Origin of the sequence: Bordetella ansorpii, from assembly GCF_900078315.1 — a bacterium.
Lineage (GTDB): Bacteria > Pseudomonadota > Gammaproteobacteria > Burkholderiales > Burkholderiaceae_B > Bordetella > Bordetella ansorpii.
The window spans coordinates 26,707-40,999 of sequence record NZ_FKBS01000002.1 but is presented as its reverse complement, the minus strand read 5'-3'; the positions used below and the strand labels follow the sequence as shown (position 1 = coordinate 40,999).

At 68.6% G+C, this 14,293-nt stretch carries 12 protein-coding genes; 6 read left to right on the top strand and 6 right to left on the bottom strand.

Translation table 11 applies throughout. From position 1 onward, the window contains the following. Window positions 1–11 precede the first annotated feature (11 nt). The 4 genes from A7W11_RS00180 to A7W11_RS00165 all read right to left on the bottom strand — a co-directional run bounded on the left by A7W11_RS00180 (window position 12) and on the right by A7W11_RS00165 (window position 3,516). Window positions 12–698 (bottom strand): GntR family transcriptional regulator, encoded by a 687-nt coding sequence (locus tag A7W11_RS00180; protein ID WP_235816760.1) that lies wholly within the window; start codon window positions 696–698, stop codon window positions 12–14. Window positions 699–919: 221 nt separating this feature from the next. Then, complete coding sequence (locus A7W11_RS00175) at window positions 920–2,158, bottom strand: amidase (RefSeq protein WP_066406281.1); 1,239 nt, start codon at window positions 2,156–2,158, stop codon at window positions 920–922. Between the two features lie 12 nt (window positions 2,159–2,170). Further along, window positions 2,171–3,076, bottom strand: coding sequence for a polysaccharide deacetylase family protein (locus A7W11_RS00170; protein WP_066406275.1), 906 nt, complete (start codon window positions 3,074–3,076; stop codon window positions 2,171–2,173). Further along, on the bottom strand, window positions 3,073–3,516 hold the full coding sequence (locus A7W11_RS00165) for a nuclear transport factor 2 family protein (protein ID WP_082886999.1): 444 nt from the start codon (window positions 3,514–3,516) through the stop codon (window positions 3,073–3,075). The genes A7W11_RS00170 and A7W11_RS00165 overlap by 4 nt, the downstream gene beginning before the upstream one ends. A gap of 272 nt (window positions 3,517–3,788) precedes the next feature. Between A7W11_RS00165 and A7W11_RS00160 the strand changes: the two genes are divergently transcribed. The 6 genes from A7W11_RS00160 to A7W11_RS00135 all read left to right on the top strand — a co-directional run bounded on the left by A7W11_RS00160 (window position 3,789) and on the right by A7W11_RS00135 (window position 11,634). Then, window positions 3,789–4,973: an ABC transporter substrate-binding protein gene (locus A7W11_RS00160; RefSeq protein ID WP_066406270.1), complete on the top strand. Its 1,185-nt coding sequence runs from the start codon at window positions 3,789–3,791 to the stop codon at window positions 4,971–4,973. Between the two features lie 10 nt (window positions 4,974–4,983). Then, entirely contained in the window at window positions 4,984–5,862 is an 879-nt protein-coding gene (locus A7W11_RS00155) for a branched-chain amino acid ABC transporter permease (RefSeq protein ID WP_066122685.1), read from the top strand. Then, a complete protein-coding gene (locus A7W11_RS00150) occupies window positions 5,859–8,363 on the top strand; it encodes a branched-chain amino acid ABC transporter ATP-binding protein/permease (protein ID WP_066406266.1) in 2,505 nt (834 codons plus the stop codon). The genes A7W11_RS00155 and A7W11_RS00150 overlap by 4 nt, the downstream gene beginning before the upstream one ends. A gap of 179 nt (window positions 8,364–8,542) precedes the next feature. After that, entirely contained in the window at window positions 8,543–10,012 is a 1,470-nt protein-coding gene (gene pdxR / locus A7W11_RS00145) for a MocR-like pyridoxine biosynthesis transcription factor PdxR (RefSeq protein WP_197488071.1), read from the top strand. Between the two features lie 124 nt (window positions 10,013–10,136). Further along, window positions 10,137–10,871: a sulfite exporter TauE/SafE family protein gene (locus A7W11_RS00140; RefSeq protein WP_066122677.1), complete on the top strand. Its 735-nt coding sequence runs from the start codon at window positions 10,137–10,139 to the stop codon at window positions 10,869–10,871. A gap of 10 nt (window positions 10,872–10,881) precedes the next feature. Beyond that, window positions 10,882–11,634: an SDR family oxidoreductase gene (locus A7W11_RS00135; protein ID WP_066122674.1), complete on the top strand. Its 753-nt coding sequence runs from the start codon at window positions 10,882–10,884 to the stop codon at window positions 11,632–11,634. A gap of 26 nt (window positions 11,635–11,660) precedes the next feature. On the opposite strand, the gene A7W11_RS00130 is transcribed toward A7W11_RS00135, so the two are convergent. Both A7W11_RS00130 and A7W11_RS00125 read right to left on the bottom strand, forming a co-directional pair. After that, window positions 11,661–12,632 carry a CobW family GTP-binding protein gene (locus A7W11_RS00130; RefSeq protein WP_066122671.1) on the bottom strand — a complete coding sequence of 324 codons (972 nt, stop codon included), beginning with the start codon at window positions 12,630–12,632 and terminating at the stop codon, window positions 11,661–11,663. Next, window positions 12,629–14,278 carry an amidohydrolase gene (locus A7W11_RS00125; protein ID WP_066406261.1) on the bottom strand — a complete coding sequence of 550 codons (1,650 nt, stop codon included), beginning with the start codon at window positions 14,276–14,278 and terminating at the stop codon, window positions 12,629–12,631. The genes A7W11_RS00130 and A7W11_RS00125 overlap by 4 nt, the downstream gene beginning before the upstream one ends. Window positions 14,279–14,293 lie beyond the last annotated feature (15 nt).

Below are 14,293 nucleotides of genomic sequence, written 5' to 3'. Positions count from 1 at the left end.
CAGCACCCGCCTCACTCCAGGCCGAGCATGCCCGCCAGGCTTTGCTCGGCCGGAGGCCGCACCAGTTGGATATGCTGTTCCAGCGCCCGCAGGTGCGCATCCATCTCGGCCACCGCCTCGGCCACTTTTCCCTGTTCCAGATAGTCCACCACCCGCGCATGCTCGTCGTGCTCGCAGGTGGCGTTGCCGGGCGGCTGGAAGATCGCCACCACCAGCGAACAGCGCGAGATGATCTCGTTCAGGTAGCGGTTCAGGATGGGATTGCGCGACAGTTCGCCCAGGTGCTGGTGGAAGGCGCTGGCCAGCCGCGCCCATTCGGTCTGCGCGTAGTCGTGCATGGCGCGGTGTTCGGCGCGTAGCTGGCGGCGCAACGCGGCGAAATCGGCGCGCGTGGCGTATTGCGCGACCAGAGGCAGGATGGCGGCTTCCAGCGCACGGCGCGCCTCGAACAACTGGCCGACCTCTTCACGGCTGGGCATGGCCACCATGGCGCCGCGGTTGGGGCGCAGCTCCACCACGTGGTCGTGCGCCAGCCGCTGCAACACCTTCTGCACCACCGACCGGCCCACGCCGAACAGCTCGCACAGCGCGGCCTCGGGCAGCTTGGTGCCGGGTTTCAGGCGCTGGCTCATGACGCTGCCGACGACGGCTTCGTAGATGCGGGTCTCGATGTCGTCCCCCGCTGCGGGGGCTTCCATCGCCAATGCGCCGGGCCGGACGCGCGGGCGTCCGCGTGTGGGGGCCACCTGAACGGCCGGCGCACCGCGGGGCGTGCGCGCGGGCGCCGCAGAGGCCTTCTTCCTGGGCCCGGTCGGCTTCGGCTGCACTGCCGGTGCCGAAGCCGGCTTGGGCGCGGGCTTCGGTCTGGGCTTCGAGGGAACGGCTTTCGTCATGAGCAATGGGAAAGGCCAAGCGTGCGCTATTGTGCCACCGCCTGTGCGCCTGCCGTGCCCAGTGCGCCTGCGCGTTTGCCCAGTTCCCCGGCCAACCGGATCAGCGCCAGGTCGCTGCCCGCCGGACCCAGGACCGACACGCCGTACGGCAGGCCGTCTTCGCCCAGGAAGGGAATGCTGACCTGCGGCAGGCCCGCCAGGCCGGCCAGCGAAGTGATGCGGAAGGTCTGCGCGCGCACGCGGTCCACCGTGGCCGCGTCGGCGTCGCGCCGCAAGGCCGCGCTGGATGCGGAAGGCAGGATGGCGTAGCGGTCTTCACCCAGCAATGCGCGCAGTTCCGCGCGCAGCGTTTCCTGCAAGGTGGCGGCTCGTGCCGCAGCCTCGGCATCCACCGACGCCGCCGCGCGCCAACGCCCTTCAACGGCGGGCGCGAAGCGAGGTCGCGTGGCCTCGATCCAGGCGCCGTGGGTACGCCACGCATCCTGCGCGGAAAGGGTGATGTAGGCGCCGCGCCAGGTTTCCAGATCGGTCGCCGAGGCACGCGTGGCCTGCACGGCATCACCCAGCATGTCGGCCGCCTGGGCGGTCACGCGTTCGATCAATGACTGGAAGGGCGCTTCCGCCTGCTCGCAGGCATCCTGTAGCACCACCGCGCCACGCCAGCGCCGCGCGGGTTCACCCGCCATCAGCACCTCGCCCACGCGCGCGAAGACATCGGCGTCGGCGGCCAGCCAGGTCGCGGTGTCATACCGCGGCGACAGCGGCACCAGCCCCTCCGCGGACAAGCGGCCATGCGTGGTGCGCAGGCCCCAGAGCCCGCAGTAGCTGGCCGGCACGCGCGTCGAGCCGCCGGTGTCGGTGCCCAACGCAAAGTCGCACAGGCCGGCGGCTGCGGCGGCCGCCGAACCGCTGGACGAGCCGCCGGTGACGCGATCCGGCGCGCGGGTGTTGCGCGGCGCGCCGTAGTGCACGTTGTCGCCGTGGATGCTGTAGGCCAGTTCATCGGTGACGGTCTTGCCCATCAGCGTGGCCCCGGCGCGCAACAGGGTGTCCACCACGGCGCTATGCGCGAGGGCGGGACCATGCGTGGCCAGCCAGTCGGGATTGCCGGCGCCGGTCGGCTGGCCAGCCACGTCGAAGAGATCCTTGGCGGCGAAGCGCAGGCCGTCCAGCGGACCCGGCGCGCTGGACGCCAGTTGGAAGCGGCCGTGCGGCACCCAGGCGCCGACGCTGTCCTCGAACGGCAGGGGTTGAAAAGCATGCATGTGCGTAGTCCTTTACAGCGGAAACAGGGTGTCGACGTGGCGGAAGATCTCGCCCGGCGTGGTGACCCACACCTGGCCCGGCGCGCGGTGTCCCGCGATGTGCGCCAGCGCGCGCCGCAGATGGCGCAGGCGATAGGGCTGGCCGACCAGGTAGGGGTGCAGCGCGATGCCCATCACCAGCGGCTGGCGCTGCGACTGCATCAGCATCTCGTCGAAATTGTCGATGATGAGTTGCGCGAAATCCTTGCCGTCCATCTGGCGCGCCACGATCATCGGGATGTCGTTGACTTCCTGCGGATAGGGCAGGGACCACAGCGTGCCCTGCCGCGTGCGCATGCGCACGGGCTGGTCGTCGTGGCACCAGTTCAGCGTGTAGCCGTAGCCGGTCTCGGCCAGCAGGTCGGTGGTGCACGGCGACTCGGCGATCCACGGCGACAGCCAGCCCTGCACGGGCGCGCCGCCGGCCGCGGCCAGGCGATGCTGGCAGTGTTGCAGCAGCGCGCGCTCCTGCGCCTCATCGAAGCGGCCCTGGTGTTCGGCATTGGTGTGGCCATGGCCGATCAGTTCGTCGCCGCGCGCCACGCAGGCTTCGATGAGTTCGGGGCAGTGGTCCAGGATGGCCGTGTTGGCGATGATGCCGGACGGCATGTCCAGCGCGTCGAACAGCTCCAGGCAGCGCCATGCGCCGACCCGGTTGCCGTACTCGCGCCAGCTGTAGTTCAGCACGTCGGGTTCGCCGAAACTGGCGCCCAGCTTGGCGCCCATGCCGTCGCCCCAGGCAAAGTGCTCGATGTTGAAGCCCAGGTACACCGCCAGCTTGCAATCGTCGGGCCAGCTGTAGTGCGGGCGTTGCGTGATGGGGCTGTAGTCGAAGCGGTCGTGCGTGGCCAGCGGACCGTGGCGTTCGGCCGCGCTCATGCCGAGGCCAGTCCGGCGCGCACCAGCAGCCATTCGGCGCTGTCGTTCCAGACGTCCATCTCGGTGATCAGGCCATCGCGCACCACATAGCGGTCGACGTAGCGGTTGCCTTCGAAGGGCGTGCCGTCCAGCCATTCGCCGTACAGCGTGCCGCGGTTGTAGACCACGGCCAGTCCGTGCGTGGCGCCGGCCACCACGTCGGTGGATTCGAAGCGCTTCTTCACCCAGCGGTAGCGCGACTGGTTGAAGGCGGTGCACTGCGCGGGATCGCTCATGGCGCGGCCGCCGGTGAAGCGGATGCGCAGGCCGGGCGCCACGTATTGACGCGCGCCTTCGGGATCGGGCTTCATCAGCACGGTGAGATAAGTGTCGACGAGGTCGCGCGCCGAGGTGACGGCATCGTGCATCGGGTTGGTGCCCGAAAGTGGTGCATCGTGCATGTTTTTCCCCATGAATTGCTCTGGTTTGGTGCATCGCCTGGCTTGCGAATGCCGGCATTGCGGTCGGCTTTGCGCATCCGGTAAAAAATTTTTCGACGACAAAAATCTTATTTATTGTCGGCAATAAATAGTGATTGATTGACGGCAAAAAAACAAGAACCGATGTTTCGCGGCCGCCACGCCCGAAGATGGCATGCGTTTTGCTTTAGCTCCAGGGTTGCCCGGCGGTGCGTCCGCCCTTCGTCCATTCAACACCCCCTGGGGAGAGTTCCATGTCCTGCTTCACTCGCCGCACCTTCGTTTCCGCCGCACTGGCCGCGATGGCCACGGGCTGGGCGTCCGGCGCGCTGGCCGCCGAACCCATCAAGATCGGCCTGATCACCGCGCTGTCCGGGCAGTCCGCGTTGGCCGGCGAATCGCTGACGCGCGGCATGCAGGTCGCCATCGACGAGATCAATGCCAAGGGCGGCCTGCTGGGCGGACGCAAGCTGGAGCTGGTGCGCCGCGATGACGAGGCAAACCCCGCCAAGGGCGTGGTGGCCGCGCGCGAGCTGATCTACAAAGAGAAAGTGGCCGTGATCTTCGGCGGCCTGGACACGCCGGTGTCGATGGCCATCGTGCCGCTGGTCAACCAGGCCAGGATGCCCTTCATGGGTCCGTGGGCCGCCGGCACGCCCATCACCAAGAATGGCGCCAAGACAAACTACGTGTTCCGCGTGTCCGCCGTGGACGAGATCGTGGATCGGGGCATGGTCGAGTACGCGCAGAAGACCTTCAAGACCAGCAAGTTCGGCCTCATCATGGTCAACAACCCGTGGGGCGAATCCAACGAAAAGGGCCTGGTGGCCGCGCTCACCGCCAAGGGCATGAAGCCCGTGGGCAGCGAGAAGTTCGAAGGCAGCGACGTGGACGTGGTGCCGCAACTGAGCCGCCTGAAGGCCGCGGGCGCCGACACGCTGTTCATGGTGGGCAACGTGGGCCCGTCGGCCCAGGTGGTGAAGTCGCTGGAGCGCATGGGCTGGAAGGTGCCGGTGGTATCGCACTGGGGCCCGGCGGGCGGCCGCTTCACGGAACTGGCCGGCCCGGGCGCGCGCGACGTGCACTTCGTGCAGACCTACAGCTTCTTCGGCAAGCAGTCGCCGGTGGGCGAGAAGGTCGTGGCGGCGCTGAAGGCCAAGTATTCCGACATCAAGGGTCCGGAGAACATCACGCCGGCCGTGGGCGTGGCCAACGCCTACGACGCGATGCAACTGACCGCGCTGGCCATCGCGAAGGCGGGCTCGACCGATGGCGACGCCATCCGCGAGGGCTTCTACAAGATCGACAGCTACGAAGGCCTGATCAAGACCTACAAGCAGCCGTTCACGCCCGAGGTGCATGACGCGCTGTCGTCCTCCGACTACGTGTGGGCGCAGTTCATCGACAACCGCATCGTGCCCGTGGGCATGGCGAAATAAGGCAAAGCCGATGCAATTGCTGGCCGCATTGATCAGCGGCCTGGGACTGGGCAGCATGTACGGTCTCATGGCGCTGGGCTTTCACATTACGTACTCGGTATCGGGCACGGTCAACTTCGCGCAGGGCAGCTCCATGATGCTGGGGGCGGTGCTGTGCTTCACCTTCGCGCAGACGCTGGGCTGGCCCATGCCGCTGGCGATCCTGCTGGCGCTATTGCTGTGCGCGGCCTACGGCCTGGTGGTGGAGTTCGCCGCCGTGCGGCCTTTCGCCAGCCGCGATTCCAACGCCTGGCTGATGTCCACCGTGGCATTGGGCATCGTGCTGGACAACGTAGTCATGCATACCTTCGGCAAGGAGCCCCGCAGCCTGCCATCCCCCCTGGCCAGTTCGCCTGTCGAGGTGGCGGGCCTGGGATTGGGCATCTATCCGCTGCAGTTGCTCATTCCCGTGGTGGGCCTGCTGCTGGCGGCCGTCCTGCATGTGGTGGCCCGGCGCACGCGCTGGGGCATCGCGCTGCTGGCGGTGGTGCAGAACCGCGACGCCGCGCGCCTGATGGGCATTCCCATCAAGCGCGCCATCGCCGCGGCCTTCGCGCTGTCCACGCTGCTGGCCGGCGTGGCCGGCATGCTGATCGCGCCGCTGTTCAACGTGAATGCCGACATGGGCACGCTGTTCGGCCTGAAGGCCTTCGCCGTCGCCATTCTCGGCGGCATCGGCAGCGCCTGGGGCGTGATGGTGGCGGGCCTGCTGTTCGGCGTGGCCGAAGGCCTGATCACCGTGACCTTGGGCTCCAGCTACACGCAGATCATCACGTTCTCGCTGGTGATCGTGGCGCTGGCCTGCAAGCCCAACGGGCTGTTCGGGCGCGCGGAGGTGAAGAAGGTATGAACCGCAGACTGCTCATCGCGACCTTTCTGGTCGCCGCGCTGGGCATCGGCCTGGCGCTTACCTTGAACAGCTATTACGTCTTCGTGCTGGCCAGCATCGCCTTGCTGGCCGTCGTGGGCATCGGCCTGAACGTGCTGCTGGGCCTGACCGGGCAGGTCTCGTTCGGCCACGCGGGCTTCTACGCCATCGGCGCCTACACCGTGGCCATTCTCACCACCAAGGCCGGCTGGAGCTTCTGGCCCGCCTGGGTGGCGGGGGCGCTGCTGGCGGCCGCGCTGGGCGCCTTGCTGGCGTTGCCCGCCCTGCGCGTGAAGGGGCCGTACCTGGCGATGATCACCATCGCCTTCAGTTTCATCGTGCAGCATGCCATCGTCGAGATGCATGATCTGACCGGGGGGCAGAGCGGCATCATGGGCCTGATGCCGCCCGAACTGTGGCCGGGCTGGGGCCCGGAGCAGACCATCGCGGTGCTGGCCATCGTGCTGGCCGCCGTGCTGGTGCTGGCCTATGCGCGGCTGTCGGGCGGCGCATGGGGCGCGGCGATGCGCGCGGTGAAAGACAGCGAGACCGCCGCGACCTCCATCGGCCTGAACCCGCTGGTGATGAAGACCGTGGCCTTCACCTTGTCGGCCGCCGCGGCGGGCCTGGCGGGCGGGTTGTTCGCGCCGCTCTCCGGCTTCGTCACGCCCGAGACCTTCGGCTTCATGCAGTCCATCCTGTTCGTGCTGGTGGTGGTGCTGGGCGGCGCGGGTGCCGTGGGCGGTCCCGTCATCGGCGCCGTGGTGGTGGGGGCTTTGCCCGAGCTGCTGGCGTCGCTGGAAGCCTATCGCCTGCTGCTGTTCGGCGCCTTGCTGCTGCTGGTGCTGTGGGTTGCGCCGGACGGCATTGCCGGCCTGGCGCGCCAGATACTCGGCCGCAAGCAGGCCCAGGCCACGGGCGCGGTGGGCGCCGTGCCGGCCGAAGCGTCCTCGGTACTGGCGCAACGCCCGCGTGGCCGGTTGCAGGCACGCGGCCTGGGCATGACCTTCGGCGGCGTGCGCGCCGTGGCCGAACTGGATGTGCAGGTGGTCAGCGGCGCCATCACCAGCCTGATCGGCCCCAACGGCGCCGGCAAGACCACGGCGCTGAACATGCTCAGCGGCTTCTACAAGCCCTCGGCCGGTGGTTTCGAACTGTCCACGGCCGGCGGCGCCACCGTGCCGCTGGCCGGATTGCCCGCCTACCGCATCGCGCGGGCCGGCGTGGCGCGCACCTATCAGACCTCGCAGTTGTTCGGCAGCCTGACGGTGGAAGACAACGTGGTGCTGGCGATGGGGCGCGGCAAGCTGGGCGGCCTGTTCGGCACGGCCCGCTTCGCCGATCCACAGGCGCGTACCCGTGCGCGCGCCTTGCTGGCGTTCTGCGGCTATCGCGGCGATCCTCAAGAGCTGTCCGCCGGACTGGCGCACGTGGACCGGCGCCTGGTCGAGATCGCGCGCGCGCTGGCCGCCGATCCCGACGTGCTGCTGCTGGACGAGCCGGCCGCCGGCCTGTCCCGCGAGGACAAGGACGCGCTGGCGGCGCTGCTGTCGCGCATCAGCGCCGCCGGCGTCGGCGTGGCGCTGGTCGAGCACGACATGGCGTTGGTCATGGGCATCTCGCATCACGTCCTGGTGCTCGACGCCGGCCGCAAGCTGGCCTGGGGCAACCCGCAGGACGTGCAGAATGATCCCGCCGTGCGGCAGGCCTATCTGGGCGAGTCGATGACGGTCGCGCCGCGAACTCCCCGTTCGCCGCTGGCCATGCCGGCCCCCGAGTTGCTGGCCGTGGCCGACCTGGTGGCCGGCTACGGGGCCGACCCGGTGCTGCATGGCGTCAGCCTGCGCGTGCGCAGCGGCGAGATGGTGGCGCTGCTGGGCGCCAACGGCGCGGGCAAGTCCACGCTGATGCGCTGCCTGGCCGGCCTGCACGCCAGCCAGTCGGGCGCCATGCACATGGACGGCCATTCGCTGGAGCGCCGGCCCGCCGAGGAAGTCGTCGGTTTGGGCCTGGTGCTGGTGCCGGAAGGCCGCCAGGTCTTCCCCGAGCTGTCCGTGCTGGACAACATCCGCCTGGGCGGCTTCCTGCACCCCAAGGGCCGCGAGGAGCGTCTGCAGGACATGTTGCGCCGTTTCCCGCGCCTGCGTGAACGGCAGCATCAGCGCGCGGGCCTGCTGTCGGGCGGCGAGCAGCAGATGCTGGCCGTGGCGCGCGGCCTGATGGCCCTGCCGCGCGTGCTGCTGCTGGACGAACCCTCGCTGGGCCTGGCGCCCAAGATCATCGCCGAGCTGTTCGCTTCGCTGGATACGTTGCGCGATGAGCAGATGACCATCCTGCTGGTGGACCAGATGGCCGGCCTGGCGCTGGCCCTGGCCGACCGCGCGTATGTGCTGGAGAACGGCAAGGTGGTGGCAGAGGGGACGGCCGCCGAGATCGCCGCCAATGAGAGTCTGGCCGAAGCTTATCTGGGTGGACACGGCTGATTTCCTCGCGGAGCTGCCGCGCCGCGCGCGGCGGCTGTCACCCTGCAAGCGGGCAGCAGGCCCGCCGCGATCCCTGTGAATCCTTGGTTTGGCCGCGCGGCAAGCGGGGGTAGAATCAGGCTTCACCGAATCATGCCGGCTTGTCGGCATTGCCGCCGAGGGGCTACGTTCTGCAAGACTTGTTCCCGCCTTTCGACACGGTTCGCGGCCTGCAAGAGCAGTTGCGCGAGAAGCTGCTGGACGCCATCTTCGAGGGCGCGCTGCCCGCACACGAGCCCATGCCATCCAGCCGCCGGCTCAGCGAGGCCCTGGGAATCTCCCGCAATACGGTCGTCATCGTCTACGAGAAGCTGGCTCACGAGGGCTACCTGATCGCCTCCAACCGGCGCGGCTACTACATCAACGAGAAGTACCTGCGAGAGCAGCTCAACGCCCGGTTGAAGGCCGCACCGCACAAGCTGTTCGAACGGCCTGCCGAGGCGCCCGATTGGGAGGCTCGCCTGGCACAGCATCCATCCCGGCTCAGAGCCATCGTCAAGCCACGGAATTGGCGTGAATACCAGTATCCGTTCGTCTACGGCCAGGTCGAATACGACGAGATCACCGCGGTGAAATGGCGCGAGTGCGCACGGCTGGCTGCCTCGGGCGTGCACGCGCGTACCTGGCTGGACGACCAGGTGGCGCAGGACGACGGCCTGCTGGTCGAGCAGATCATCCAGCGCATCCTGCCCCGGCGCGGTATCAAGGTCGGGCCCGAACAACTGCTGGTGACCATCGGCACGCAGAACTCGCTGTTCATGCTGGCGCAACTGCTGGCCCGCCCGGGCATGACGTTCGGCCTGGAAGAGCCGGGCTATGTCGATGCGCGCAATATCTTCGCCCTGGCGGGGTGCGAACTGCGGCCCTTGCGCGTCGATGCGCAGGGCCTGGTGGTGGATGAACGCCTCGATGCGTGCCGGATGGTGTTCTGCACGCCCAGCCATCAATCGCCCACCGGGGTGACGATGCCGCTGCATCGGCGCATGGCGCTGCTGGAGCGCTCCACGGCGGCGGACTTCGTCGTCATCGAGGACGACTACGAGAACGAGCAGAACTATCTGGGCAAGAACCATCCGGCGCTCAAGAGCCTGGACGACTCCGGGCGAGTGATCTACCTGGGCAGCCTGACCAAGAGCCTGCTGCCTGGGGTGCGCCTGGGATTCATCGTGGCCGACGCAGAGCTCATTCACGAGTTGCGCGCGTTGCGTCGCTACCTGTACCGGCATCCGCCGTCCAACAATCAGCGCATCCTGGCGCTGTTCCTGGGCATGGGGCACTTCGATGCGCACGCCCGCAGGCTCAGGGAGGCGCTGTCGCGCAAGTGGCGCACCATCAGCCAGTCCGTCGCCCGGCATCTGCCCGAGGTGACCGCCAGCGGCACCTCGGGGGGCTCGGCGTTGTGGCTGCGCGGCCCCACGGGCACCGACGCGTGGGCTTTGCAGCGGCTGGCCGCGCGTCGCGGCGTGCTGATCGAGCCTGGCCACATCCACTTTCTGCAGACGCCGCAGCCCACCGAATATTTCCGCCTGGGTTATGGGGCCATCGCGCACGACGCCATCGAGCCCGGCATCCTGGCGCTGGCCGAGGCCTGGGCGGAAATGACTGCCTGAGCGGCGCGGCCCGTGCGCTGCCCCTGGCCGGGGCTGGACCCAAAGGCCGGGGCCTCTGGCTCTGTCGCGCCGCGCGCGCGGGCTCTACAGTGCGTACTTTCCGCTGAACTGCCGGGAACCGCGCATGTTGTCTTCCTTTGTGTTGCCCGCCGGGCTGATCGTGCTGGTGGCCGGCGTCATCCGCGGCCTGACCGGCTTCGGCTTCGCGGCCTTCGCGGTGGTGGGCCTGGTCTTTCTGTTGCCCGTGCGCGAGGCCGTGCCCGTGGTCTTGTGCCTGGAGGTGCTGGCCAGCCTGTTGCTGGCGCCAGGCGCGCGCGGGCTGGTGGACTGGGGCATGGCGCGTCCGCTGCTGCTGTCGGCCCTGTGCGGCGTACCGGTCGGCCTGCTGGGCCTGGCCTATGTCGATGGCCACTGGATGGCCGTGGCGGTCTACCTGTTGATCGGCACTCTGGCCATGCTGGGCCTGGCGCGCGTGCCGCTGCCCGTGTCGGGAGGCCAGGGCGCGGCATGCGCCGTGGGGGGCGTTACGGGCGCGCTGCTGTCGGCGTTCTCCGTGGGAGGGCCGTTGGTCGTGGCCTGGTTGACGCACGCGGGTATGTCGCCTGCCACGCTGCGCGCCACCCTGATCCTGTTCTTCGGCCTGGTCGACGCCGTGTCGGTGGCGGCCATGTCCGCCAGCGGCCATCTGGGCCCGGCCACGCCGCTGCGCGTGGCCTGGCTGCTGCCGGCGACCGCACTGGGCCTGTGGCTGGGGCAATACCTGTTCAAACGGGTGTCGCCGCAGCGGGCGGTGGCCTGCACGCAATGGTTGCTGCTGGCGCTATCCTTGCTTGGCCTGGCGAGCACCCTGACTTCCTGAGGAGCAATACGTGAAAGATACTGTCTTCATCACCGGAGCCACTTCCGGATTCGGCGCGGCCACCGCCCGCCGCTTTGCCGCGCAGGGTTGGCGCGTGATCATCACGGGCAGGCGCCAGGAGCGGCTGCAGGCGCTGGCGCACGAGTTGGGCGAGCAGGCTTTCCCCCTGGTCGTGGACGTGCGTGACCGGCAGGCCATGCAGACCGCCCTGGACACGCTGCCCACCGAGTTCTCGACCTTGCGCGCCCTGGTGAACAATGCCGGCCTTGCGCTGGGAACTGCGCCCGCGCAGGCCTGCGACCTCGATGACTGGGACACCATGGTGGATACCAACATCAAGGGTTTGCTGTATGCCACCCGTCTGTTGCTGCCTCGCCTGATCGCCCATGGGGCCGGCGCGGGCATCGTCAACCTGGGCTCGATCGCCGGCAATTGGCCCTATCCCGGCAGCCATGTCTATGGCGCCACCAAGGCCTTCGTGCGGCAGTTTTCCCTCAACCTGCGCTGCGACCTTGCCGGCACCGGCGTGCGGGTGACGAACCTGGAACCGGGCATGAGCGAGAGCGAATTCTCGCTGGTGCGCTTCGGCGGCGACGCGCAGCGCGCCGACGCGGTGTATCGCGGCGTACAGCCCATCACGCCCGAGGACATCGCCGAAACGATCCATTGGATACTCAGCAGGCCGGCGCATCTGAACATCAACAGCGTCGAAGTCATGCCGGTGCAGCAATCGTGGAGCAACTTCGCCGTGCAGCGCGATTGACGGGCGGGCGCGGGGCCCGCCCGCGCTCATTCTGAAGACTGGAACAGACCCTTGAGGTCCACGAGGTTGGCAGCGTCGAAAGCGCGCTGCAAGGCCTGGCGCGGCAACTGCCCGCGCAGGCCGATCGCCACCACGCGGCCGGCCCGCTGCACCGTGCAGCCCGCGTCGGCCCGCCGCAGCGAACCATGCTTGCCGGCGAACTGCATCACGGCTGCATCGTGCCGATCGGTGCGGATCAGACCTTTCAGGCGCAGCACCCCTGCCGGCATGTCGCGCAGCAGCGCCCGCAGCTTGTCGGCGGCCAGCGCATGCGGGGTCGCGTAGTCCCAGCTTTCAAACAGATAGCCATGCTCGGCGGGCCCGGATGGCAAGAGCGCGGGCGCGGCGGGCAGCGGGTGTTCCAGATCCGGCGCGTGCAGCAGTACTTCGGGCACGTCCGCCTGCTCGGTCTCGTAGCGCGGCGTGTGGGGCACCAGGTGATCCAGCCAGGCGCGCAAGGCCTCCATCTCCTCGGCGGTGGCGCGGTCGCACTTGTTGACCACCAGCAGATCGGCAGCCTGCAACTGGCGCCTGACCATGTCGCGCAGCAGGGCGTCGCCGTCCTGGTCCAGCGCGGCCTCGGCGTCCACCAGCACGATGACGCTGTCCAGCGCCAGCGCGGGATCGGCCAGCCCGACCTGGGCCACCCTCCACGGATCCGAGACCCCGCTGGTTTCGATCAGCACGTGCTCGGGTGGGGGATGCAAGGCCAGCACGCGCATCAAGGCGTCGCCGAGATCGTCGCCGATCTGGCAGCAGACGCAGCCGTTGGCCAGGCTGATGAGGGTGTCATCCTGCGCCGCGACCAGCCGGGCATCCACGTTCACCGCACCGAAGTCGTTGACCAGCACCGCCCAGCGACGGCCCCGCCATTGCGTCAGGATGCGATTGAGCAAGGTGGTCTTGCCGGCGCCCAGAAAGCCGCCCAGCACTGTCAACGGTATGCGTGGCGGGATCATGGCGCGGCGGGCCCGTCCGTCGGTTCGCCGCCCAGCACGGTGCCGGCGATGCACAGATCCTTGAGCGCCTCGGGCGCGCAGCGGGAGGGGTCGTCCTCGAGCACGCAGAAGTCCGCGTACTTGCCGACTTCGATAGAGCCGATCAGATGGTCCATCTTCAGCGTATAAGCGGCGCCCAGCGTGATGGCGTACAGTCCGTCGGACAGGCCGATGCGTTCCCCTTCGCCAAGCACCCGGCCCGAGGACGTCAGCCGGTTCACCGCGCACCACGCCGTGAACAAAGGGCCGAGCGGCGTGATGGGCGCATCGGAGTGGATGGCCAGCGGCACGCCTTCGGCCAGGGCGGTGCCGCAGGCGTCCATCCGGTTGGCGCGGTCAGGGCCCATGGTCATGCCGTAGTGGGCGTCGCCCCAGTAGAAAATGTGATTGGCGAACAGGTTCGCGCAGATGCCCAGGGCGCGCATGCGGCGGAACTGCGCGGCGTCCGCCATCTGGCAGTGCTGCAAGGTGTGGCGGTGGTCCGCGCGCGGCTGTTGCTGCAAGGCCGCGTCCAGCGCGTCGATCACCAGTTCGGTGGCTTCGTCGCCATTGACGTGGATGTGCATCTGCAGGCCGGCGCGATGGAAGGCCGCGATGCGCGCGCGCAGTTCGTCGGGCGGCAGGATCCAGATGCCGTTGGGCGCGCCGTTGAAATAGCCGGGCCAGCGCACTCTTGCGGTGAAGCCCTGGATCGAACCGTCCGCCACGATCTTGACCGCGCCCAGGTGCAGCTTGGCGTTGCCCTGTGTACGGGCTTGAAGGACGCGCGCGATGCTCTCTTCCAGGCTCAGCCCGCCGTACAGGCTGTTGAAGGCCGGCACGATGCGGCATGGATAGCCGGGGCGCAGCGTCGACTCGCGCAAGGCGGCCATCGTGTGGTCGGACAGGTCGTTGACCAGATCGGTCGCGGTGGTCACGCCGGCCAGACGCGCGATCTGGCCGAATTTCTCCAGACCGTCGGCCGACATGCCGATGACCCGGAAGACGTTGCCGATGATCCGGTTGACAGGGAACATGGCGGCGAATTCCTGAAGCTCGCCGGTAGGCGTGCCGTCAGGGAAGCGCACCACGCCTTCGATGTCGGTGTCCTGGTCGATGCCCGCCCGCGACAGCATGGCGCTGTTCACGTTCATCAGGTGCTGGCTGGCGTGCAGGACTGCGATGGGCCGGGTCGAAGAGACGCGGTCCAGGTCCTGGCGGGTCATGCGCGCCTTGCCGAAAAAGATCGGGTCGAAGCCCCAGGCCAGCAGGGGTTCGTCGCCGGGCGGCAGGGCGCGCTCGGCTTCCTGCAGGCGGCGCACCACGGTCTCGAAGTCGCGGCAGCCTTCCCAGACCTTGCCGTCGGGCGCGGTGCGCGCGTAGTAGCCCACGAACGGAAAATTCCACAGGCCGCCCGCCATCAGGTGGCTGTGCCCTTCGACCAGCCCGGGCATCAGCACCTGGTCGGCGTAGCGGTCGTCCACGTCGGCTGCGCCCCAGGACAGGGCGTCGTCGTGGGTGCCGACCGCCAGGATGCGGCCTTCCCGTACCGCCACGTGCGTGGCCTCGGGCGCGCTGCGGTTCATGGTGAGGATCTTGCGGGCGCGAAAGACTTTGATGGGATGCATGGATCGGCTCTGGAT

Coding starts and splice junctions, on each gene's coding strand:
- A7W11_RS00180 (WP_235816760.1), bottom strand. CDS start 698: ATGGAAGCCCCCGCAGCGGGGGACGACATCGAGACCCGCATCTACGAA.
- A7W11_RS00175 (WP_066406281.1), bottom strand. CDS start 2,158: ATGCATGCTTTTCAACCCCTGCCGTTCGAGGACAGCGTCGGCGCCTGG.
- A7W11_RS00170 (WP_066406275.1), bottom strand. CDS start 3,076: ATGAGCGCGGCCGAACGCCACGGTCCGCTGGCCACGCACGACCGCTTC.
- A7W11_RS00165 (WP_082886999.1), bottom strand. CDS start 3,516: ATGCACGATGCACCACTTTCGGGCACCAACCCGATGCACGATGCCGTC.
- A7W11_RS00160 (WP_066406270.1), top strand. CDS start 3,789: ATGTCCTGCTTCACTCGCCGCACCTTCGTTTCCGCCGCACTGGCCGCG.
- A7W11_RS00155 (WP_066122685.1), top strand. CDS start 4,984: ATGCAATTGCTGGCCGCATTGATCAGCGGCCTGGGACTGGGCAGCATG.
- A7W11_RS00150 (WP_066406266.1), top strand. CDS start 5,859: ATGAACCGCAGACTGCTCATCGCGACCTTTCTGGTCGCCGCGCTGGGC.
- A7W11_RS00140 (WP_066122677.1), top strand. CDS start 10,137: ATGTTGTCTTCCTTTGTGTTGCCCGCCGGGCTGATCGTGCTGGTGGCC.
- A7W11_RS00130 (WP_066122671.1), bottom strand. CDS start 12,632: ATGATCCCGCCACGCATACCGTTGACAGTGCTGGGCGGCTTTCTGGGC.
- A7W11_RS00125 (WP_066406261.1), bottom strand. CDS start 14,278: ATGCATCCCATCAAAGTCTTTCGCGCCCGCAAGATCCTCACCATGAAC.